This is a genomic window from Lysinibacillus sp. YS11, from assembly GCF_002896375.1.
GTDB classification, from domain to species: domain Bacteria; phylum Bacillota; class Bacilli; order Bacillales_A; family Planococcaceae; genus Lysinibacillus; species Lysinibacillus capsici.
On sequence record NZ_CP026007.1, the window covers coordinates 602,061 to 625,619 of the forward strand.

24 protein-coding genes and 2 pseudogenes are annotated in these 23,559 nt (G+C 37.8%); all 26 read left to right on the forward strand.

Annotation, left to right across the window (positions count from 1 at the left end; genetic code table 11):
- Positions 1-89 precede the first annotated feature (89 nt).
- Positions 90-1,139, forward strand: coding sequence for an NAD(P)/FAD-dependent oxidoreductase (locus LBYS11_RS02780; RefSeq protein ID WP_054548733.1), 1,050 nt, complete (start codon positions 90-92; stop codon positions 1,137-1,139).
- Positions 1,140-1,342: 203 nt separating this feature from the next.
- On the forward strand, positions 1,343-1,546 hold the full coding sequence (gene rpmE, locus LBYS11_RS02785) for a 50S ribosomal protein L31 (protein ID WP_004269457.1): 204 nt from the start codon (positions 1,343-1,345) through the stop codon (positions 1,544-1,546).
- A 116-nt stretch (positions 1,547-1,662) separates the two neighbouring features.
- Positions 1,663-2,235 (forward strand): thymidine kinase, encoded by a 573-nt coding sequence (locus tag LBYS11_RS02790; RefSeq protein WP_048395608.1) that lies wholly within the window; start codon positions 1,663-1,665, stop codon positions 2,233-2,235.
- Positions 2,236-2,408: 173 nt separating this feature from the next.
- A complete protein-coding gene (prfA, locus tag LBYS11_RS02795; RefSeq protein WP_066036939.1) occupies positions 2,409-3,485 on the forward strand; it encodes a peptide chain release factor 1 in 1,077 nt (358 codons plus the stop codon).
- Positions 3,472-4,331: pseudogene (gene prmC, locus LBYS11_RS02800) on the forward strand (peptide chain release factor N(5)-glutamine methyltransferase). Before prfA ends, prmC begins: the two are co-directional and overlap by 14 nt.
- A 44-nt stretch (positions 4,332-4,375) precedes the next feature.
- Positions 4,376-4,969 carry a stage II sporulation protein R gene (locus tag LBYS11_RS02805; protein WP_103117426.1) on the forward strand — a complete coding sequence of 198 codons (594 nt, stop codon included), beginning with the start codon at positions 4,376-4,378 and terminating at the stop codon, positions 4,967-4,969.
- Between the two features lie 101 nt (positions 4,970-5,070).
- On the forward strand, positions 5,071-6,105 hold the full coding sequence (locus LBYS11_RS02810) for an L-threonylcarbamoyladenylate synthase (RefSeq protein WP_103117427.1): 1,035 nt from the start codon (positions 5,071-5,073) through the stop codon (positions 6,103-6,105).
- A 169-nt stretch (positions 6,106-6,274) separates the two neighbouring features.
- On the forward strand, positions 6,275-6,772 hold the full coding sequence (locus tag LBYS11_RS02815) for a manganese efflux pump (RefSeq protein WP_048395616.1): 498 nt from the start codon (positions 6,275-6,277) through the stop codon (positions 6,770-6,772).
- A 22-nt stretch (positions 6,773-6,794) separates the two neighbouring features.
- A complete protein-coding gene (locus LBYS11_RS02820; protein WP_054548714.1) occupies positions 6,795-7,235 on the forward strand; it encodes a low molecular weight protein arginine phosphatase in 441 nt (146 codons plus the stop codon).
- Between the two features lie 8 nt (positions 7,236-7,243).
- On the forward strand, positions 7,244-8,527 hold the full coding sequence (locus LBYS11_RS02825) for a methyl-accepting chemotaxis protein (protein WP_004269465.1): 1,284 nt from the start codon (positions 7,244-7,246) through the stop codon (positions 8,525-8,527).
- Positions 8,528-8,854: 327 nt separating this feature from the next.
- Positions 8,855-9,292 (forward strand): ribose 5-phosphate isomerase B, encoded by a 438-nt coding sequence (rpiB, locus tag LBYS11_RS02830; RefSeq protein WP_004269466.1) that lies wholly within the window; start codon positions 8,855-8,857, stop codon positions 9,290-9,292.
- 86 nt (positions 9,293-9,378) lie between these two features.
- On the forward strand, positions 9,379-9,921 hold the full coding sequence (locus tag LBYS11_RS02835; protein WP_016992753.1) for a TIGR01440 family protein: 543 nt from the start codon (positions 9,379-9,381) through the stop codon (positions 9,919-9,921).
- Positions 9,922-9,979: 58 nt separating this feature from the next.
- On the forward strand, positions 9,980-11,221 hold the full coding sequence (glyA, locus tag LBYS11_RS02840; protein ID WP_048395620.1) for a serine hydroxymethyltransferase: 1,242 nt from the start codon (positions 9,980-9,982) through the stop codon (positions 11,219-11,221).
- 285 nt (positions 11,222-11,506) lie between these two features.
- Positions 11,507-13,663 (forward strand): EAL domain-containing protein, encoded by a 2,157-nt coding sequence (locus LBYS11_RS02845; protein ID WP_103117428.1) that lies wholly within the window; start codon positions 11,507-11,509, stop codon positions 13,661-13,663.
- Positions 13,664-13,787: 124 nt separating this feature from the next.
- A complete protein-coding gene (gene upp, locus LBYS11_RS02850) occupies positions 13,788-14,417 on the forward strand; it encodes a uracil phosphoribosyltransferase (protein WP_004269470.1) in 630 nt (209 codons plus the stop codon).
- 157 nt (positions 14,418-14,574) lie between these two features.
- The gene (gene wecB / locus LBYS11_RS02855) at positions 14,575-15,696 is read left to right on the forward strand and encodes a non-hydrolyzing UDP-N-acetylglucosamine 2-epimerase (protein WP_103119050.1); all 1,122 of its coding nucleotides are present in this window, start codon (positions 14,575-14,577) and stop codon (positions 15,694-15,696) included.
- Positions 15,697-16,233: 537 nt separating this feature from the next.
- A pseudogene (locus LBYS11_RS02860) lies at positions 16,234-16,604 on the forward strand (ATP synthase subunit I).
- A 36-nt stretch (positions 16,605-16,640) separates the two neighbouring features.
- Entirely contained in the window at positions 16,641-17,351 is a 711-nt protein-coding gene (gene atpB / locus LBYS11_RS02865) for a F0F1 ATP synthase subunit A (RefSeq protein ID WP_004269473.1), read from the forward strand.
- A gap of 63 nt (positions 17,352-17,414) precedes the next feature.
- Entirely contained in the window at positions 17,415-17,639 is a 225-nt protein-coding gene (gene atpE / locus LBYS11_RS02870; protein ID WP_004269474.1) for a F0F1 ATP synthase subunit C, read from the forward strand.
- 172 nt (positions 17,640-17,811) lie between these two features.
- The gene (atpF, locus tag LBYS11_RS02875; protein WP_016992759.1) at positions 17,812-18,333 is read left to right on the forward strand and encodes a F0F1 ATP synthase subunit B; all 522 of its coding nucleotides are present in this window, start codon (positions 17,812-17,814) and stop codon (positions 18,331-18,333) included.
- Entirely contained in the window at positions 18,330-18,866 is a 537-nt protein-coding gene (locus LBYS11_RS02880; protein WP_036076089.1) for a F0F1 ATP synthase subunit delta, read from the forward strand. The genes atpF and LBYS11_RS02880 overlap by 4 nt, the downstream gene beginning before the upstream one ends.
- Positions 18,867-18,894: 28 nt before the next feature.
- The gene (atpA, locus tag LBYS11_RS02885; protein WP_004269477.1) at positions 18,895-20,403 is read left to right on the forward strand and encodes a F0F1 ATP synthase subunit alpha; all 1,509 of its coding nucleotides are present in this window, start codon (positions 18,895-18,897) and stop codon (positions 20,401-20,403) included.
- Between the two features lie 47 nt (positions 20,404-20,450).
- Positions 20,451-21,308: an ATP synthase F1 subunit gamma gene (atpG, locus tag LBYS11_RS02890; protein WP_004269478.1), complete on the forward strand. Its 858-nt coding sequence runs from the start codon at positions 20,451-20,453 to the stop codon at positions 21,306-21,308.
- A gap of 51 nt (positions 21,309-21,359) precedes the next feature.
- The gene (atpD, locus tag LBYS11_RS02895; protein WP_004269479.1) at positions 21,360-22,775 is read left to right on the forward strand and encodes a F0F1 ATP synthase subunit beta; all 1,416 of its coding nucleotides are present in this window, start codon (positions 21,360-21,362) and stop codon (positions 22,773-22,775) included.
- Between the two features lie 24 nt (positions 22,776-22,799).
- On the forward strand, positions 22,800-23,207 hold the full coding sequence (locus LBYS11_RS02900; protein ID WP_004269480.1) for a F0F1 ATP synthase subunit epsilon: 408 nt from the start codon (positions 22,800-22,802) through the stop codon (positions 23,205-23,207).
- A gap of 81 nt (positions 23,208-23,288) precedes the next feature.
- Positions 23,289-23,528 (forward strand): DUF1146 family protein, encoded by a 240-nt coding sequence (locus tag LBYS11_RS02905; RefSeq protein ID WP_004269481.1) that lies wholly within the window; start codon positions 23,289-23,291, stop codon positions 23,526-23,528.
- Positions 23,529-23,559: the final 31 nt, after the last annotated feature.

The window sequence follows — 23,559 nt, forward strand, 5'->3', positions numbered from 1 at the left end:
CCATGAGGGGAAAGAATAGACGGTTATTAGATTAATTCTTGTCAAATAATTTACGTTTGAATAGATTAGAAGGGGATGGAGAAGAGGAAATGTCAGAGGAACTATATGATGTAACGATTGTTGGCGGTGGTCCAGCAGGGCTTTATACTGCCTTTTATAGTGGAATGCGAGATTTAAAAACGAAAATTATCGAGTATAGCTCACAACTAGGTGGTCGTATGTTAATATATCCTGAAAAAATGATTTGGGATGTAGGTGGAGTAACACCTATTTTAGGTGGTCAGCTTATTAAACAACTTGTGGAGCAAGCTGAAACCTTTGATCCAACGATTGTCTTAAATCAAAAAGTGGAAAAGTTAGATAAGCAACAGGATGGAACATTTATTTTAACATCCTCTACAGGAGAAAAGCATTATTCCAAAACGGTTATTTTAGCAGTAGGCTATGGCGTCCTTTCTATGCAAAAGCTTGAAATTGAAGGAGCGGATCGCTACGAAGTAACGAATTTACATTATACAGTTCAGGAATTAGAAATCTTCCGAGACAAGCATGTGTTAATTTCAGGTGGTGGTAATTCTGCGGTTGATTGGGCTAATGAGCTAGAGTCAATTGCCGCAAGCGTCACGATTGTTCATCGGCGAGATGATTTTGGTGGACATGAAAAAAATGTCTTACGTATGAAAGAATCCTTAGTTCATGTAAAAACGCCCTATGAAGTGGTTCAATTGCATGGGGACGGTGATTTAATTCAATATGTATCTATTGTTAATAAAGATACCGATGAATTGGAACGAGTAAAGGTAGATGCTGTCATTGTAAATCATGGTTTAAAATGCGATTACGGTGCGCTTGAAGAATGGGGATTAAATATTCAGGATGGCGTAGCAATTGTTAATGAGAATCGGGAAACGAACGTAGCGGGTATCTATGGAGCTGGTGATTTTATTGATCATCCTAGTAAAGTTAGATTAATAGCTGGTGCATTTACTGATGGAATACTAGCATTAAATAGTGCAAAACTATACTTGGAGCCAGATGCACCGAAAGTAGCCTATGTATCTTCACATAATATTCGCTTTAAAGAACGAAATGAGAAAATTGGGTTAGTAGACAATGATTATCGTGAAGTTCGCGGTTAGGTATTAGGGATGGTTTGCTTTTAATATTTTTTACTTGAAAATGATAAAATGTCTATGCTATACTTCAAAAGTATGCAACGTGTACATATGTAGCTGACGTTCCACTTCGACACAACTTTTGTAGTCGACATATTCGGGCTATGTAAGGTACAGTTCGATAATACTCTGTTCCAGATGGTTCAGGGCGAGAGGAGAAAACGAATATGAAACAAGGAATTCATCCAGACTACAAAGAAGCAACAGTAACTTGCTCTTGTGGGAACACTTTCAAAACTGGTTCAGTAAAAGAAAACATCGTTGTCGAGTTCTGCAACGAATGTCACCCATTCTACACTGGCCGTCAAAAATTCGCGTCTGCTGATGGTCGCGTGGATCGTTTCAACAAAAAATACGGTCTTAAAAACTAATGTTAGTTTAATACCTGCCAAGCATGCGCTTGGCAGGTATTTTTTTCAGTAAATAATACACGTTGATGCAAGTCTTTTCAAAATCCAGATTGACACAAAGAAAGGGAGAAGACAAAATGGCACAGCTATATTTTAAACATGGTGCAATGAATAGTGGAAAGTCAATAGAAATTCTAAAAGTTGCCCATAATTATGAAGAACAACAAAAACCTGTAATGATGTTTACTTCAGGTCTAGATACGCGTGATGAGGTGGGCTTCGTTTCCAGTCGAGTAGGTTTACGACAACAAGCCATTCCTGTTTATGAAGATACAAATATTTTTGAAATAGTGAAAACTAATGCTGTCAAACCTTATTGTGTGCTTGTGGATGAAGTTCAATTTCTAAAAAAAGCACATGTTTTACAGCTAGCTAACATTGTGGATAAATTGGACATTCCCGTAATGGGCTTTGGTTTAAAAAATGATTTTCAAAATGAGCTATTTGAAGGAAGCCAGTACATGCTTACATATGCAGATAAAATTGAGGAAATGAAAACAATTTGCTGGTTCTGTCATAAAAAAGCAACAATGAATTTGCGAGTAGATGAAAGTGGAAAGCCAGTTTACACAGGAGATCAAATTCAAATCGGTGGCAATGATTCGTATTATCCTGTTTGCCGAAAATGTCATGCAAATCCACCGCTTTAAAGCTAAGTAGCTTGTTAAAGCGCTAAGAAAAAGTAGCATACATGTGAAAATTTCCTTATACTAAGTAGTGGAAATAAGAAATGAAAAAACGATTACGCCTTAGCGTAATTTTGATGAAAGCGGCTTCTCTGTAAAAAAGGAGCAATTTAAAAAACTAAATAGAGGTGAAATCCATGTTTGATCGATTACAAGCAGTGGAAGATCGTTATGAAAGGCTTACTGAGCTTTTGAGCGATCCGGATATTGTTAATGATAGTAAGAAATTACGCGAATATTCTAAGGAACAATCAGATATCCAAGAGACAGTAGATACTTATCGTGAATATAAAAGTGTTAAAGAACAGCTAGTAGATACACGAGAAATGTTAGATAGCGAAAAAGATCCTGATATGCACGAAATGGTAAAGGAAGAATTTAACCTATTAAAAGTACAGCAGGAAGAGCTAGAAGAGCGATTACGTATTTTATTAATTCCAAAAGATCCGAATGATAATAAAAACGTTATTATGGAAATCCGTGGGGCAGCTGGTGGTGACGAGGCTAATATTTTTGCAGGTGACTTGTTCCGTATGTATTCTCGCTATGCAGAAACGCAAGGCTGGAAAATTGATATTATGGAAGCTACACCAAACCCAATGGGCGGCTATAAAGAGGTAATCTTTATGATTAATGGACAAGGAGCCTATTCAAAATTCAAATTTGAAAATGGCGCACACCGTGTACAACGTGTCCCTGCTACAGAATCACAAGGCCGAATTCATACATCAACAGCAACAGTTGCTTGCTTACCTGAGGTTGAGGAAGTAGATGTTGAAATCCATGAAAAAGATATCCGTGTAGATACATTCGCATCTTCTGGTGCGGGTGGTCAATCTGTAAATACAACAATGTCTGCTGTTCGTATGACCCATTTACCGACAGGTGTTGTGGTTTCGATGCAGGATGAACGTTCACAAATTAAAAACCGTGAAAAAGCAATGAAAATTCTTCGTGCTCGTGTTGCAGATATGTATATGCAGGAAGCGCAAAAAGAGATTGATGCTACACGTAAATCAGCTGTTGGATCTGGTGACCGCTCTGAGCGAATTCGCACATACAATTATCCACAAAACCGCGTAACCGACCACCGTATCGGCTTAACGATTCAAAAGCTAGATCAAATCGTTGAAGGCAGACTAGACGAGATTATCGATGCTCTTATTTTAGAAGAACAAGCATCGAAGTTAGAGCGTTTAAATGATGACTTATAAAAATGTGATGGAGGCCCTTGAGTGGGCTTCTTCTTTTTAGTGGATAATGGTTGTGAACAAACAGCAGCGCGGATTGTTATGCAACATGTGCTTGGTACTAGTTATGGAGAAGTTATGCTGCATTTGCAAGATGAATTAACAGCAGCGCAGCAAATGAGATTTAATGAGCTCATAGAAGAACATGTCAATGGACGCCCTGTCCAATACTGTGTTGGGTATGAGGAGTTTTATGGCCGTTCATTCTTAGTCGATGAATCTGTCTTAATACCACGACCTGAAACAGAGGAATTGGTGCTTGGAACAATTAATCGACTACCTAAATTATTTACAAAGCAAACATTGAAGCTGGCTGATATCGGTACAGGTAGTGGAGCCATTGCTATTTCAATGAAGCTGGAATGCCCAGCATTAACGGTCATAGCTACCGATTTATCAGAAGCTGCACTAGCAACTGCTCAAAAAAATGCAAAGCAATTAGAGGCAGATATTGATTTTAGATTGGGAGATTTAGCTGCTCCACTTGCAGGAGAAAAATTTGATATTGTTTTATCGAACCCACCGTATATCGCATTTGATGAGGCACAAGCAATGTCAAGCGTTGTGCTAGAGCATGAGCCGCATAGTGCCCTCTTTGCCGAGGAAGATGGTCTTATTTTATATAGAAAATTAGCCGAACAATTACCAGCTTATATGAATAGGCCAGCGTTGATTGGATTAGAAATTGGTTATACACAGGGGGAGAAAGTAGCCAAATTCTTTCAAGATAGTTTTCCACAGGCGACAGTTTCAGTAGAAAAAGATATTAACGGTAAACCTCGAATGATTTTTTGTGAGCTACATGTATAAAGTTTCTTATTCTTGCCAACAATGTTGAGCAAGGAGGGATTTTTATGTTGAACGAATACAAGATTATTAGATTACCTAAACAAAATATCTTTCTAGCTTTTGCTAGACTAGTATTAATTGCGATTGTTTTACAGTTATGTGTTTTATATATTCCAACATTAGTAGGTTTGGCGAAGGAATCTTCCGGTGATGTGCAAGAAAAAGATTTTCGTATACGTGTTATTGCAAACAGTAATACTGCACAAGATCAGCTAGAGAAACAGCAGCTTGTCCAAGATTTAAAGCCATACTTTCTACAACTGGGTACGGCTGGATTTGCTGGGAATGAGCAAATTCTTTCGTTAAAACAACAAGTTGAAGCTGAACTGAGCGAAAATTATCCACAATTGGATGCACAGGTTGTTGTTGGGGATAATTTATTCCCACCAAAAAGACAAGGTGCTGTACTTTATCCACAAAATGTCTATCAATCAATTGTTGTAAAGATTGGTGATGCCCGTGGAGATAACTGGTGGTGCAGTATCTTCCCATCGATATGTGAGCCTGATAATGAAGAGGTAAAAGAAGAAGTAGAAGTAGAAGAAAAAGAACAAGTTACATTCTTTATATGGGAATGGATTAAAGGACTTTTTGAATGAATTGTGCACAAATTCAGACAACTTATACACATTTTTTATTAAGTTATAAACAATATGTGGATAATTCAGTAAAAACGAATAATTGAAGGTAGGTATTAATCATGAAAACTGTTTGTAAGGTTGTGGACAGTAATGTGAATAGTCAGATTAATTATACACAAGCTGTGGATATCTTAAATGCAGGAGAGGTAGTCGCATTTCCAACAGAGACGGTTTATGGCTTAGGAGCGATTGCCACAAATGATCTGGCAGTTAAAAAGATATTTGAAGCAAAAGGTCGACCTTCAGATAATCCTTTAATTGTCCATGTTGGTACAAAAGAGGAAGTAGCGATCTATATCGAACATATTTCTAACATAGCTAAACAATGCATGGATTTATTTTGGCCAGGACCATTAACACTGGTGATGCCAGCGAAGCCGGATGTATTAGCTAAAAGTGTCACAGCTGGGTTATCAACAGTTGGCATTCGAATGCCTGATCATCCAGTAGCGCTCGCCTTACTACAACAGCTCCAAAAACCGCTTGCTGCACCGAGCGCTAATCGTAGTGGAAAGCCAAGTCCTACAGAAGCCGTTCATGTTTTAGATGATTTAGAAGGGTACATACCTTATATTTTAGATGGAGGTTCTACAGGCATAGGGCTTGAGTCTACTGTACTAGATGTGACACATGAACCTCCAGTAATTTTACGTCCAGGTGGCATTACGAAGGAAATGCTTGAGGCTAAGATTGGTCCAGTGATTCAACCAACTAAAATAGAACAGAAGCTAGACGCAACGCCTAAGGCACCGGGAATGAAATATACGCATTATGCACCAAATGCTCCCGTGTATTTAATAGACTGTGATGTTGAGAAAGTCAACGAAGCTGTTCTACATTTAAAGAGACAAGGACATAGTGTAGCACTACTTGCACCTGAGAACTTTGAAGAAATTAAAGTGGATTTTTACTTCTCTATTGGTGAAGCAGGAAGTAAAGAAGAAATGGGTGCGGCCTTATATAATGCACTTAGAGCATGTGATAAAACTACCGCTACCGTAATATTAGCAACAACTACTTCAATAGAAGGAGTAGGTGCAGCTATTATGAATAGACTTGAAAAAGCCTCTGGAGGTAAATGGTATTCATTGTAAATAATAATAGAACAATTATAGGCAAAAGACATTGAAAAACCACATGTTTTTTGTCTTTTTTTGTCCAATTATTATATGTTAAAAATGAAAAACAATAGTAAACAGTTATGATAATAATGTATTTTCGAGCATAAAATGATAAAATATTAGGGAGCGAAGGAGTGCGTTCTTGCAGGGAATTCTTGCAGGTATATTAACGTCTGTTGATGTGATTGGTCTATATGTTTTGCTGCCAAATGTTAGATATCGATTATTTTTATCATTATGGACGGCTGCATTACATATGCTTTTTCCTTTATTAGGGTTTGAATTAGGAAGCTATTTAGTTCGATTTCTATTAGAATGGGGACAATGGATTTCAAGTATTTTATTATTTTGTATCGGGATGCATTTATTATTATTTTCTCACAGAGATGAAAAAGTAACGATTTCACCTGTACTTTTAGCAGTGACTGCAAGCCTAGACACCTTTTCAGTTAGTGTTTCTTTTGGTATGCTTAACTTAGAAAAAACGATTTTTATTATGAGTGCAGGCTTAAGTGCATTAATTTGTGCTTATGGGTCATTAGTTATAGCACGTAGGAGCCAAGTCTTTTTTGGCAATAAAATTCAAATCATTGCTGGCATTATATTTATAATCATGAGTATTCTAGCTATTCAACAATAGATAAAATTGGAGAGTGATAAGTGTGAAAATATTATTTGTTTGTACAGGCAATACTTGTCGCAGTCCGATGGCAGAAGCTATTTTAAAACATAAACAAATAAACAATGTAGAAGTGCGCTCAGCGGGTATTTATGCGATGCCTAATGCACAAATGTCAGCACATGCACAACAAGTGTTAAATGAAGCCCAAATGTCCCATCAACATTTTGCGACGCAATTATCACAAGCTGAAATGGCATGGGCAGACTTAGTTTTAACGATGACGACTGCTCACAAAGATACCGTCATTTCCAATTATCCAGAAGCTGAGCATAAAGTATTTACATTGAAAGAGTATACAAATGAGGGCAGTTTAGAAAATGTAGTGGATCCTTATGGTGGTAATAGAGCAATTTATGAAGCAACATTTGCAGAATTAAAAGAACTGGTTGATCAATTAATACAAAAACTAGAAAAGAATTGAGGGGTCCTATGAAAAAACAATTTGGTTTACGCCTAAAGTTGGTGTTATTTGTTAGTGTTCTTGCACTAATCACCTACAGTGTCAGTTTTATATTCATTGAGTTTTTACAACCTACCTTCTTCCCTGACACAAATCGAAAAGTTTTTGAAGTGATTACGTATGCGTTAGGCATAACTTGGTCAGGGATATTAGCTGCCTTTTTAAGTGTAATCCTCATCAAGCCGTTACAGCAGCTTGAACACTCAGCAACACTTGTGGCAGAAGGAAAAATAGGACAGGATGTACAAATGCCTAATACAAATGATGAGATTCGATCTGTTGCAGAGGCATTCCAACAAATGGTGTTAAACTTACGTCAAATGGTGGAAAGTATTGATCATAACTTCCAACAAACGAATCAATCGATTATCCAGCTTTCAGATGAAGCAGGAGTGGCAACAAGAAAGGCAGAAGGCATTGCATCTACCGTAAAGCATATTTCTACAGGAGCAGAAGCATCTGCAACTGCTGTACAAGATACTGCTGAAGCGATTGAAGATGTAAGAACGCTTGCAACAGAGGTAAATAGTAGGGCAGAAGCATCAGCATCACAAACTAAAGAGATTCTACATAATTTATCGACAACAACAAAAGCCATTGAAACATTAGTGAATAGTATTCAACAAATTGCGACAGGCAATAATGAGGCATTAAAAAGCATTCATGCGCTAGAAGAGAATGCTGGACAGGTAGAACGAATAATTAGCTTAGTTGGTGACATTGCAGCACAAACCAATCTGTTGGCACTAAACGCCTCTATAGAAGCTGCTCGTGCAGGAGAACATGGAAAAGGCTTTGCAGTAGTAGCTGAAGAAGTTCGTGGTTTGGCTGATGAAAGTGCAAAAGCAGTGCAAGGAATTACAGCTTTAATTCAAACCATGCAGCAAAACGTAGAGGTAGTTGTGAAACAAATGAACGAACAAGTTGCCTTTGCAACAAAGGAAGCTGATCGAGTGTCTGAAACAACGACAGCAGTAGAAAATATGGCTTCGAATGTACATGAAATGGCAACATCAATTGTTGAGATTTCTTCTTTAATTGAACAGCAAATGCATAATATTGAAACGACAGCTCGACAATCACAGGAAGTTGCTGCCATTGCGGAACAAACGTCAGCAGGTGCACAGGAAGTTCGTAGTGCTGCTGAAGAGCAAGCCTATGCAATTGAACAAGTCGAGCATCTGGCTCAAAGTTTGAAAAAGCAATCGGAAGCATTGCATAAAATGATCCAACAATTTGATAGACAAGCATAGTCCTGAAGGTTATACATAAATCCCATGAAAAATCGGATTTATGTATAACCTTTTTTATTAAAGGACAATTTATGTCCACTGTAAGTAAAAAGCTAAAAAAACTTCAGTAGATGGAATATTACAACAAAAGACCATTATCCGAACTTATTAACATGATATTCACATTATCCACAAAAAATAAGTTTAAAAGTGAATAATTTTATGTTAACATACAATTAATGTTCGTCTTTCGGGAAAAATCAACGTAAAAACATAAGAAAAATCGTGTTATTCTTCAGAAAGAAGTGGTACACTAAGGTTGACTATAATTCGAAAAGAGGGAACCCAGTGAGAATAGCAATTTCTTCTGATCACGGAGGCAATAACTTACGTCGTGAGATTATGCAGCTATTAGATGAACTTCAAATTAGCTACGAAGATTTTGGTCCACAATCTGCGGATTCAGTAGACTATCCAGACTATGCAAAACCTGTATCTGAGGGTGTTGCTAACGGAGAATTTGATAAAGGCATTTTAATTTGTGGCACAGGAATTGGTATGTCCATTGCCGCTAATAAGGTCAAGGGCATACGTTGTGCATTAGTACATGATGTATTTAGTGCCAAGGCAACGCGTTGCCATAATGATTCAAATATTTTAGCAATGGGCGAACGTGTAATTGGCCCTGGCCTTGCACGTGAAATCGTACAAGCATGGCTAGAAACCGATTTTGAAGGTGGCCGCCATGTACGCCGTATTGAAAAAATTACTGAACTAGAGCAATAATAGTTTTGTTATTCCATATATGGCATTCGTATAGGATGTCATATATGGCATAATTTTAATGGATATAGATGAAGGAGCTGAGCTTAATGGTTGTAAAACAAATACGAACACATTTGACTCAGTTACTCAGTGAATTTGAAGAGCAAGTAACATTACGACCCCATACAATTTTTGTAGTAGGGTGCTCTACATCTGAAGTGATTGGTCAGAAAATTGGCACAGCGGGAGCATTGGAGATAGCAGAAGCCATTTTTGAGCCGTTACAAGAATTTGCAGCAAAGCATCAATTGCTTTTAGCATTCCAAGGTTGTGAGCATATAAATCGCGCCATTACTATGGAAGCATCTACAGCTGAAAAATTTGGCTATGATCCAGTAGCGGTTGTCCCAGTACGTACGGCAGGCGGCTCAATGTCAGCATATGCCTATACGCAATTTGATAACCCAGTGATTGTTGAAACAATACAGGCACATGCAGGTATTGATATTGGACAAACATTAATCGGTATGCATTTGAAAGCAGTAGCTGTGCCTGTTCGAACATCGGTAAAAATGGTAGGAGAAGCTGTTGTGACGATTGCAACAACACGTCCTAAGCTAATTGGCGGAGAACGTGCAGTATATAAATAATTACCACCCTATTTAGTGGTAGAGATGAATAACGATACTTTAGGAGGCTTTTTCAAACATGGCATATGAAAAATTAGCAGTACAAGACAAAGCAGTACTAGATGGAATTCTTGCAGAAAAAACACGTCAGCAAGCAAATATTGAATTGATTGCATCAGAAAACTTTGTATCCGAAGCAGTGATGGAAGCGCAAGGATCAGTACTGACAAATAAATACGCTGAAGGTTATCCTGGTAAACGCTATTATGGTGGCTGTGAGCATGTAGACGTAGTAGAAGACATTGCACGTGATCGTGTAAAAGAACTCTTCGGAGCAGAATATGCAAATGTGCAACCACACTCAGGTGCACAAGCAAACATGGCTGTTTACCATACGATTCTAGAACCAGGTGACACAGTTCTGGGTATGAACCTTTCGCATGGTGGTCACTTAACACATGGTTCTCCAGTAAACTTCTCTGGTATTCTATATAATTTTGTAGAGTATGGTGTAACACAAGATACACAAGTGATTGATTATGAAGATGTACGACAAAAGGCTTTAGAGCATAAACCGAAACTGATTGTTGCTGGTGCATCTGCTTATCCACGTGAAATTGACTTCTCTAAATTCCGTGAAATTGCAGACGAAGTTGGAGCCTATTTCATGGTGGATATGGCACACATTGCTGGACTTGTAGCTGCTGGCGAACATCAATCACCAGTGCCATATGCTGATTTTGTTACATCAACTACACATAAAACATTACGTGGACCACGTGGTGGATTAATTCTTGCTTCAAAAGAATGGGAGCAAAAACTAAATAAATCTGTATTCCCAGGCATTCAAGGTGGCCCATTAATGCATGTTATTGCTGCAAAAGCTGTAGCATTTGGAGAAGCTTTACAACCAGAATTTAAAGACTATGCAAAACAAATTAAAGCCAATGCAAAGGCATTAGCAGAAGTATTAATTGCTGAGGGTGTTGAAATTGTTTCTGGTGGTACAGATAACCATTTATTACTGCTTAATGTTAAATCTCTTGGTTTAACAGGTAAAGTAGCAGAGCACGCACTAGATGAAGTAGGTATTACAACAAATAAAAATACAATCCCTTACGATACTGAATCTCCATTTGTCACTTCTGGAATTCGTATTGGTACTCCAGCGGTCACTTCTCGTGGCTTTAAAGAGGAAGATATGAAAGAAGTAGGAGCAATTATAGCGGCTGTTCTTAAAAGCCCTGAAGATGAGGCAGTTAAAGCAGATGCAAAAGATCGTGTGAAGGCATTAACTGATAAGCATCCACTATATGTATAATCAATAGAATAAAAGCTGTATTTAAAGTACAAAATTTACTTTAAATACAGCTTTTTATTTTGGAAATGGAGGATTAAACTGTAAAAAACATCTTTTTTCTAATAAAGTAGAATAATCCCCTTATTTTTGAATAAATTTACATAAAAACGGTATAAAGGGATATATTATAGTAGGCAGAGGACAGATAGTGTCCTAGAAAAGAAGTTTTTTTTAATAAAAGTGAAAATTTAATTAAATTTTATGTACAATGGAAATGAGATGAAGTGATAGAAAAGGAGGGGTTGGATGGTCACTAAATCGTTAAACACAGATTATGATGTATTATTAAACAGCATTCGCAAATTAGGTAATAATTCGAAAGAAAGCTACGTTATTTTTGATGCGACGAAGCATCATTACATAGTAGAGTGTAATGATTCTTTTTGTATGCTTACTAATGCTGCACGTTCACAAATTCTAAATACTGATTATTTTTCATGGCTATCAATGGACGAAAAAATGACAACCATTGAAATGATTAAAGAAAAAATACATAACGGCATAATGGTGCAGGCGAAGCTATATCATAATGGCATCGATAAACCTCCCTTTTGGGCAGAAATACAAGCATTACCTTTTTGCAATGAGGCAAATGTAACGCAATTTGTTTTAATATTAGTGAAGGATGTTACATATTATCATACGGAAGACTTCTTAATGCGTTTAGAAAATGATATGTACAGGGCAATTGAGAAGGAGTTTACTTTTGAGCAAAAGATGAAGCTTATTTGTCAAGGCCTCGATGAATTTTTCATGCCAAATATTGCAAGTATGGTGCTTATAAAAACAGAAGTAAACCAATTACAAGTTTTCATAGGAGATAATCAAACAGAGAGCGTACCAAAATGTTGTACAAACAATGATTTCTTTAATAAGGTAATGCAATCAGAAACGTCTACTTTCATAGAAAATTTAGATGAAGTGAATATTCCTAAAGAACATAAGCAATATGCTTCGCTAGCTAAAAAGCCGCATGGATGGTTTATCCCTATACGTAATCAACAGCGGCAAGTAATAGGTGTTTTCTCGATATTTAGCCAAAAAACACAAAGTGACCAAATGCTTAAAAATATGTTTCGAAAAATGGGTTCTCTTGTTGCATTGGCTTATTCATATGCAAGGACGCAGAAAAAAATTTGGGATTTAGCCTATACAGACATTACAACAGGTCTGCCTAATCGTCACAGCTTTGTTAATACGATTGAAAGGGAAGTCCAGCAGGGGCAAAGCGGCTTTATTAAAATATTAAAACCTAGTGAATTTCATCAAGTAGTTGAATTATATGGCCGTGAAATTGGTGATGAACTTTTAAGACAACTTGCCAAACGTCTTGAGCAAGACAAGTCAGAAAGTAATGAGTATGTTGCTAGATTCACTAGCTCTAGTTTGATTATGACTACAATGTCACTTCATGAAGATTTGAATGATTATGAGATGAGAATAAAAGAAACGATTCGCCAGCCTTTTATTATAGGAGGAAAGCAAATCTATATTACATTAAAAACAGGCATTGCTTCCTATAATGATGACATAAATATTAATGATGCGATTCGTTTTGCAGATAATGCGTTATCCTTTGCAATCGATAGGCCAGGCACACATACTGAAATATTTACAACAGAGAAAAATGATGTGCTTGTACAGAAGATGACGGTTTTAAATCATTTGTCAGAAGCCATCAAAAATAAAGAAATAACAGTCCACTTACAGCCTAAAGTAGATTTACGCAATGGGGAAATTCAAAGTATTGAAGCACTTGCAAGATGGATTTCTCCAAAATTGGGTTTTGTTTCACCAGCAGTCTTTATTCCAGTAGCTGAGAGTGCTGGTAAGGTTCGAGAAATTGATGTGCTTATTTTAGAGACGGTACTCTCATGGCTTTCAGAACGACAACGCCTGGGAAGGAAATTAGTGAAAATAGCTGTCAATATTTCACCTGACCATTTTTACTACACGCACTTTGTTCAGGATACACTGAAACTTGTGCGGAAGTACAATATTGACCCTAGCTATATTATCTTAGAGGTGACAGAAAATATTGGTTTAGTAGATTTCCAATCAGCCTATAAGATCATTCAAGAGCTGAAGAGCTATGGCTTTAAAACATCCGTAGATGATTTTGGAACAGGCTTTTCTTCATTAAGCTATTTACAACAACTACCGTTTGCTGAACTAAAGATTGATCGTAGCTTCATCAATGCTATTGAAGACCCAGCAACACTTGCTATTGTTCGCTCTATCATTCAGTTAGCATTAAATTTAGGGATGATTTCAGTGGCAGAGGGTATAGAGACAGAGGAACAGGTTGAGATTCTACGTGCGCTAGGATGCACAGTAGGACAAGGATACTTCTATTTCAAGCCAATGCCAATTGAACAATTAGATATAATCCTTGATCAATAACTTAGTTTTGACAAAAGAATAGATGATAAATGGAGTTGTCCTAAATTTATTTTTGAGACGACTCCTTTTTTCTGTTATACTAGTTGAGATAAAAATGAATCCGAACGGTGAGGAGAGAATCCCTTTGAGCAAAGTCTATGTATTTGATCATCCACTAATCCAACACAAATTAACTTATATTCGCGACAAGAATACAGGAACAAAAGAATTTCGTGAGCTAGTAGACGAAGTGGCAACACTAATGGCATTTGAAATTACACGTGATATGCCAGTAGAGGAAATTGAAATTGAAACACCTGTAACAATTGCAAAAACAAAAGTACTTTCTGGTAAAAAACTTGCAATCGTACCGATTTTACGTGCAGGTATCGGTATGGTAGATGGCGTATTAAAGCTTATCCCTGCTGCAAAAGTTGGTCATATTGGTCTTTACCGTGATCCAGAAACATTAAAACCAGTTGAATATTACGCAAAACTTCCTGCAGATGTTGAAGAACGTGATTTCATCATTGTAGATCCAATGCTTGCAACTGGTGGTTCTGCAGTAGAGGCAATTCATTCACTGAAAAAACGTGGAGCTAAAAACATTAAATTCATGTGCTTAATCGCTGCACCAGAGGGTGTGAAAGCTATTCAAGAAGAACATTCGGATGTAGATATTTACATTGCTGCACTTGATGAAAAATTAAATGACCATGGTTATATTGTACCTGGCTTAGGTGATGCTGGAGACCGTCTATTCGGTACAAAATAAAAATCCATACATGAAATTTCCTCATTTAGGAAACTAATAACTTGTGAAAGCGTCCTTCAAATTGAAGGGCGTTTCATAGTATGTGTAGGTAAGTAATCCTTCATCAACAGGAGATTGATCTTACCATACAATAACAAAAAGGACGGTGCAGATCGTTTTGACAAAGAAATGGAAAGTAATGACGATTTTTGGTACAAGACCAGAAGCAATTAAAATGGCTCCTCTTGTTTTGGAGTTACAAAAGTATCCTAAGCAAATAGAATCTATTGTAACTGTAACAGCACAGCATCGCCAAATGCTCGATCAAGTATTAGAGACGTTTAGTATTACGCCAAACTATGACTTAAATATAATGAAGGATCGCCAAACATTAATTGATGTAACGACAAACGCATTACAGGGCTTAGATAAAGTAATGAAGGAAGCACAACCAGATATCGTTTTGGTACATGGTGATACAGCAACGACTTTCATTGCAAGCCTCGCTGCGTTCTATAACCAAATTGCTATAGGACATGTAGAAGCGGGACTTCGAACATGGAACAAATATTCACCATATCCAGAGGAAATGAATCGCCAACTAACAGGCGTGATGGCAGATTTACATTTTGCGCCAACTGAAGTATCAAAAAAGAATCTCTTAGATGAAAATAAAAATCCAGCGACGATTTTTGTTACTGGTAATACAGCAATAGACGCATTAGCAACAACAGTCAGTGAACACTACTCGCATCCTGTATTAGATAAAATTGGGAAGGATCGCATGATTTTATTAACAGCACATCGCCGTGAAAATCTTGGAGAACCAATGCGCCATATGTTTAAAGCGATCACCAGAATACTCGCAGAACATGAGGATGTTCAAGTTGTTTATCCAGTTCATATGAATCCGGCTGTAAGAGAAATTGCTAATGAAATTTTAGGGAATAATAAACGAGTGCATTTAATTGAGCCTCTTGAAGTATTTGATTTCCATAACTTTGCGGCTAATTCATATATGATCTTAACGGATTCAGGCGGTGTACAAGAAGAGGCACCTTCATTAGGGAAGCCAGTGCTTGTTCTTAGAGATACGACAGAACGTCCAGAGGGGATTGCAGCAGGAACATTAAAGCTAGCAGGAACAGAAGAGGAAACAATTTACGCCTTAGCAAAGGAATTACTAACAGATAATAATGCCTATGAAGCAATGGCAAAAGCATCAAATCCATATGGGGATGGACATGCATCTAAGCGTATTGTTGAAGCATTGCTAGGATTTTTACAAAAAACTAATTAAAATACTATATTTTATATTAAAAATAAGTCTAATGTACCTGTTGAAATGGGTAAGCTAATTTACGAGCATAATCTTGTCGTAAATTAGCTTTTTTTATGCGTGAGAAGGTTGAGAAATTTTGAAACTATGAAATTTCATACACAAATTTGTCAACAATTTGACAAGAGTATAGAGGCTGTGAAGTTTTTCTCCTTTACCAATTGACTTCAAATATCACCTATTGTATGCTTACAAAGGGTAAGAATGATAAGGGTTTCTGTTCATAAATAGGACGTTGAAACACTTGTTATATCAACTTTCTACTAAATTGACAGTTCAAAATAAGACTGTCGATTTGCAACGTTTTGTGCGTTTCGGTTTTTACCGAGTCGGTAAGGGGTGTAAGTTATTTTTTTGGGCATTTACACCTGTAATTGAAATGACTCTCCCATTACTATTCCGCTGTGAGTAGTGCTTTTCACTGCTCTTTTCTGATTTCACATAGTGGTCAGCAAACGTTTTCATTACTCGAAAAAATGATTCAGGAGATTACAACCAATGCTAGATTTGCATCACATTTTTGCTGTGCAGAAGAGGGCGTTATTTTTTTTGCTTGCACTCTGCGCATTAGGCTGGGGATTTACCCCCTATCAAACTGTTTTTGCGGGCATCGCAGTCGGTGCATTCTTTGGTACGTATAATTTTTGGATTTTAGTTCGGCGTATGGAGAAGTTTGACAGATCCATTAGTGAAGGGAAGAAAATAGGCTCACTTGGTACAGCGCTTCGCTTTGGATCAGGTGTTGCGGCAGTCGCAATAGCCATTTCGTTGCCAAACTATTTTCACTTAATTAGCACGGTTATAGGGCTAATGATTCCGTACGTTTTCTCTTTGTCGAGAGAATTGTGTCACATGTAAGGAACCGCTAATGTGCTTTAAATTAGAAAGAGAGGTGAAAAATAACAATGAATCATGAAGCTCCGTTACTAGAAGTCGGTTTTTTAACATTTAACTTATCAACAGTTATGATGTTACTAGTTGCAGCAATTATCGTATTTTTAATTGCCTTTATTTCAACTAGAAGCCTAAAGTTAAAACCTACTGGTATGCAAAACTTTATGGAATGGATTATGGATTTCGTTAAGAATATCATTAAAAGCAACATGGATTGGAAAACTGGTGGTCGATTCCACGTTCTAGGTATCACACTAATTATGTTTATCGCAGTATCTAACTTACTAGGTCTTCCTTTCTCAATTGTCTATGGGCATGAGCTATGGTGGAAATCACCAACAGCTGACCCTACAGTAACGATGACATTAGCAGCAATGATATTAGTCTTAACGCATTTCTATGGTGTAAAAATGAAGGGTACAGGTCATTATGTTGGTACATTCTTCAAACCAATGTCATTCATGTTCCCACTTAAAATAGTAGAAGAATTTGCAAACACATTAACATTAGGTTTACGTCTTTACGGTAACATTTACGCGGGTGAGATTTTACTTGGCTTACTTGCAGGTTTAGCATCATCAGGTGCTGTGGGATTCATCGGGGCAATCGTTCCTATGATGGCATGGCAAGGTTTCTCAATTTTCATCGGCTTTATCCAAGCCTTTATCTTCACAATGTTAACAATGGTTTACATGGCTCATAAAGTGAGCGATGACCATTAATATAAAGCATATACCCTATGCTTGAACAACAAAAACAAACAATTCCAAGGAGGAAATTTTCAAATGACAGGTTCATTAGGTTTATTAGCAGCAGCAATCGCAATCGGTTTAGGTGCACTTGGTGCAGGTATTGGTAACGGTCTTATTGTATCAAAAACAGTAGAAGGTATCGCTCGTCAACCAGAAGCTCGTGGCGTTCTTCAAACTACAATGTTCATCGGGGTTGCATTAGTTGAGGCCCTACCGATCATCGCAGTAGTAGTAGCATTCATCGTAATGAACAAATAATTCAGTTGAACACTGAATTTTACTAGTGGCGAAGCAGGATTCTCCAGATGAAACTTCGCCCTTCATTTTGGAACTGATAAAAGCTATGTGTAAATATAGCTTTTTAAAATAGGTAGTTTTTTAGTCATTAAATTATGTTGAAGTTAAAGCTCTTGAAGGGAGTGAAACAATCGTGTTTTTAGATAATCTTGTACTAGGTGCAGGCGGTGCTTCGTTAAATAGTGGAGATATCATCGCAACATTAGTTATTTTCATCGTATTAATGTTACTACTTAAGAAATTCGCTTGGGGTCCACTTATGGGCATTATGCAACAACGTGAAGAATTAGTAGCGAGTGAAATCGAAGCAGCTGAAAAAGCGCGCAAAGAATCGCACCAATTTTTAGAAGAACAAAAGAGCCTTCTTAAGGAAGCTCGTACAGAAGCACAATCGATTGTTGAAGGCGCTAAGAAGCAAGGCGAATTACAAAAAGAAGAAATTCTTACTGTAGCTCGTAATGAAGCAAATCGCTTAAAAGAATCGGCTTTACGTGAAATTGAGTCTGAAAAAGAAAAAGCTATTGCAGCTGTACGTGATGAAGTCGTTTCATTATCTGTACTTGCAGCATCTAAAGTCCTTAGCAAAGAGATTTCTGAGGCAGACAACCGTGCTCTAATTGAAGAGACGATTGCGAAGGCAGGGGAAGCTCGATGAGTAATTCAACTGTAGCAAAACGTTACGCTCAAGCGCTTTTTGAATTGGCGCAACAAAAAAATATTCTTACTGAAGTAGGAGCAGACTTAAGTGAACTAACAAAAGTAGTAAAAGAATCGCCTGATTTTTTAACGCTTTTAAATGCACCTAAGTTCTCCGTTGAACGAAAAAAACAAATGGTAGCTGATATCTTTAATGGTGCAACACCAGAAGTTTTACACACTGTTCAACTTCTAGTTGAGAAAAAACGTGTAAACGAGATGACACAAATTGCTAAGGCATATGCTGAACTTGCTGCGCAAGCACAAGGCACTGCAGATGCAACAGTATTTTCAACACGTGCACTTTCTGCAGAAGAAAGCGCTAATATTTCAGCAGCGTTCGCGAAACTTGTTGGAAAACAATCATTAAATATTACAAACGAAGTTGATCCATCTTTACTTGGTGGTATTCGTGTTCAAATCGGTAACCATATTTATGATAGCTCAGTAGCTAATAAACTAGAGCGTCTAAAACGTGAATTAATCGGTTAATAATTTAGAAATGTGAGAGGTGACATACATGGGCATCAAGGCTGAAGAAATCAGCAGTCTGATTAAACAACAGATTGAGAATTATGAATCTGAACTTAAAGTAAGCGAAGTTGGTACAGTTATCCGTATTGGTGACGGTATTGCTCTTGCTCATGGCCTCGACAACGCCATGGCTGGAGAACTACTAGAGTTCTCTAATGGTGTTATGGGTATGGCTCAAAACCTAGAAGAAGGTAACGTTGGTATCGTAATCTTAGGTCCATACACTGACATCAAAGAAGGCGATGAAGTTCGTCGTACAGGTCGTATCATGGAAGTACCAGTTGGTGAAGAACTAATTGGTCGTGTTGTAAACCCACTTGGACAACCAGTGGATGGACAAGGTCCTATCAACACTACAAAATCTCGTCCAATCGAAAGTCCAGCTTTCGGTGTAATGGCTCGTAAATCAGTACACGAACCACTACAAACTGGTATTAAAGCGATTGACGCATTAGTACCAATCGGTCGTGGTCAACGTGAGTTAATCATCGGTGACCGTCAAACTGGTAAAACATCTGTAGCTATCGATACAATTCTTAACCAAAATGACCAAAATATGATTTGTATCTACGTAGCAATCGGTCAAAAAGAATCTACTGTACGTGGTGTTGTAGAAACTCTTCGTAAACATGGCGCTTTAGATTACACAATCGTTGTGACAGCTTCTGCTTCTCAACCAGCTCCATTATTATTCTTAGCACCATTTGCTGGTGTATCTATGGCTGAAGAATTCATGTTACAAGGTAAACACGTATTAATCGTGTATGATGATCTTTCTAAACAAGCATCAGCTTACCGTGAACTTTCACTTCTTCTTCGCCGTCCTCCAGGTCGTGAAGCATATCCTGGTGACGTTTTCTACTTACACAGCCGCTTACTTGAACGTGCTGCGAAGTTAAATGAAACATATCAAAATGGTTCAATTACAGCTCTTCCATTCGTTGAGACACAAGCTGGGGATATCTCTGCATACATCCCAACTAACGTAATCTCAATCACTGATGGACAAATCTTCTTACAATCTGACTTATTCAACTCAGGTGTACGTCCAGCGATTAACGCCGGTCTTTCTGTATCACGTGTAGGTGGATCTGCTCAAATTAAAGCGATGAAAAAGGTTGCGGGTACACTTCGTCTTGACTTAGCTGCATTCCGTGAGCTTGAATCATTTGCTCAATTTGGTTCAGATTTAGATAAAGTAACACTTGCTAAACTTGAGCGTGGTAAACGTACGGTTGAAGTTCTTAAACAAGACCTTAACAAACCACTAAAAGTTGAAAAACAAGTTGCAATCCTTTACGCATTAACTAAAGGTCATTTAGATGATATTCCAGTACAAGATATCGTTCGCTTCGAATCAGAATTCTTAAGCTGGTTAGATTCAAACCACACAAACGTTTTAGATCATGTTCGTACTACTAAAGAGCTTGCTCCTGATGCGGATTATGAAGCAGCAATCAATGCATTCAAAAAAACTTTCGCTAAATCAGAATAAGTCTTAGCTAGTCACTTGATTAAAAAACAGAAGGTGGTGAAATACCAGTGGTAAACTTACGCGAAATTAAAGGTCGTATTACTTCAACAAAGAGTACGAAGCAAATTACAAAAGCAATGCAGATGGTTTCTTCTTCTAAGTTACGTCGTGCAGAGCAAAATGCTAAAGCTTACGTTCCTTACATGGAAAAAATTCAGGACGTAGTAGGCGCGATCGCTTCAGGGACAAAAGACAGCGGACATCCAATGTTAACTGCTCGTCCTGTTAAGAAAACGGCTTACTTAGTCATTGGTTCTGACCGTGGTCTTGCAGGTGCTTACAATTCAAGTATCCTACGTCAAGTACAACGTACGATTAACGAGCGTCATAAATCAAAAGACGAATACGTTATTTTAGCAGTAGGTCGTGTTGTTCGTGACTACTTTGTGAAACGTGATCATAATGTCATCAGTAATGTTGTCGGTCTACCTGACCAACCAACATTTGCTGATATTAAAGAAATCGCTCGTAATGCTGTTGGTATGTTCATTGATGGTACGTATGACGAACTTTATATGTACTATAATCACTTTGTCAGCGCTATTGCTAGCGAAGTGACAGAGAAAAAACTTCTTCCATTAACAGATATTGCCCCTGCAAGCGGTACTGCTTCTTATGAATTCGAGCCATCTGGTGAAGCAATTCTAGAAGTGTTACTTCCACAATATGCGGAAAGCTTAGTTTATGGCGCATTATTAGATGGAAAAGCAAGTGAACATGCTTCTCGTATGACGGCTATGAAAAATGCAACAGATAATGCAACTGATCTTATTTCAGACCTTTCTTTGCAATATAACCGTGCACGTCAAGCGGCGATTACACAAGAAATTACAGAAATCGTTGGTGGAGCTGCAGCCTTAGAATAGGCAAGCAGCTTCCCAATGTCGTATAAGAATACGATAGGAGGGTACACAGTAATGAATAAAGGACATGTTATTCAAGTAATGGGTCCAGTTGTTGACGTTAAATTCGACAATGGCCAATTACCAGCAATCTATAACGCTTTAACAGTTAAGATTGAACGTCCTAATGAAGAACCAACAATTCTTGCATTAGAAGTTGCGCTTCATTTAGGTGATGATTCTGTTCGTACAATTGCGATGTCATCTACTGATGGCTTACAACGTGGAGCAGAAGTAACAGACTTAGGAAAAGCTATCTCAGTACCAGTTGGTGAAGTTACACTAGGTCGTGTATTCAACGTACTTGGAGAAGTAATTGACTTAGGTGAAGAGATTCCAGCAGACGCACGTCGTGATTCAATTCACCGTGAAGCACCAACTTTCGAGAATCTTTCAACTACAGTTGAAATTCTTGAAACAGGTATCAAAGTAGTAGACTTACTTGCACCATATATCAAAGGTGGTAAAATCGGTCTATTCGGTGGTGCCGGTGTAGGTAAAACTGTATTAATCCAAGAATTAATCAACAATATCGCACAAGAGCACTCTGGTATCTCTGTATTCGCTGGTGTAGGTGAGCGTACTCGTGAAGGGAACGACTTATTCTTCGAAATGAGCGATTCAGGCGTTATCAAGCAAACAGCGATGGTATTCGGTCAAATGAACGAGCCACCTGGTGCACGTATGCGTGTTGCTTTAACTGGTCTTACAATGGCGGAATACTTCCGTGATGAGCAAGGTCAAGACGTACTTTTATTCATCGACAATATCTTCCGTTTCACACAAGCAGGTTCTGAGGTTTCTGCCCTATTAGGTCGTATGCCTTCTGCGGTAGGTTACCAACCAACACTTGCAACTGAAATGGGTAAACTACAAGAGCGTATCACATCTACGAACAAAGGATCTGTAACTTCTATTCAAGCGATTTATGTACCAGCCGATGACTATACTGACCCGGCTCCAGCTACAACTTTCGCCCACTTAGATGCAACAACTAACCTTGAGCGTAAATTATCTGAAATGGGTATCTACCCTGCGGTTGACCCATTAGCTTCGACTTCTCGTGCATTATCACCTGAAATCGTAGGCGCTGAGCACTACGCAATTGCTACTGGTGTACAACGTACAATCCAACGTTACCGTGAATTACAAGATATCATTGCAATCTTAGGTATGGATGAGTTATCTGATGAAGATAAACAAACAGTAGAACGTGCTCGTCGTATTCAATTCTTCTTATCACAAAACTTCCACGTAGCGGAACAATTCACTGGTCAAAAAGGTTCTTATGTACCTGTAAAAGAAACTGTTCGTTCATTCAAGGAAATCCTTGATGGCAAATGGGATCACCTACCAGAAGATGCTTTCCGTCTAGTTGGTTCAATTGATGAAGTAGTTGAAAAAGCGAAAAGCATGGGCGTAGAGGTTTAATACTAGGGACGAGGAGGAAAAAATATGAAGACAGTTCTAGTCAATATTGTCACTCCCGACGGCCCAGTATACGATTCTGAAGTATCAATGGTAATCGCTAAAACAACTTCAGGAGAAATCGGTGTTCTTGCAGGCCATATTCCAATGGTTGCTCCACTTGCAATTGGTGCAGTGAAGCTTAAAAAAGAAAACGGTTCGACTGATATTGTTGCAGTAAGCGGTGGTTTCATTGAAGTTCGTCCAGAAAAAATCTCAATTTTAGCGCCGTCTGCTGAAATTGCTGAAAGCATCGATGTTCAACGTGCTAAAGAAGCCGTTAAACGTGCTGAAGGACGTCTTCAAAGTAAACAAGACAACATTGATTTCAAACGTGCTGACCTAGCATTAAAACGTGCGTTGAATCGTATCAACGTTCATGAGGGTAATATCTAATTCATTTTTAACGGGCAGATATCGCATCTGCCCGTTTTTTAAGGTGAATAAACATATTGAAGGAGAAATGGAGGATGCTACATGGAAATATATGAAGCGATCGGACAAGAAGCTTTATTGGGTATTTTGTCTCACCTATTTTTTATTGCTATTACTTTTTACGCATTACAAGCTTTTATGATCGAAAAATTATTTAAAAAGAATCGAGTTTTTCAAATTCAGCTCATTTATATTTTACTTAGTATTGCGATAGGCTCAGCAGTATCTAATTTCTTTCTTCAAATATCTAGCTGGTCAGGCAAACTTCCTTATTTATTTTAAAGAATTCGTAGCTTTCTTTCATAAATTTAGA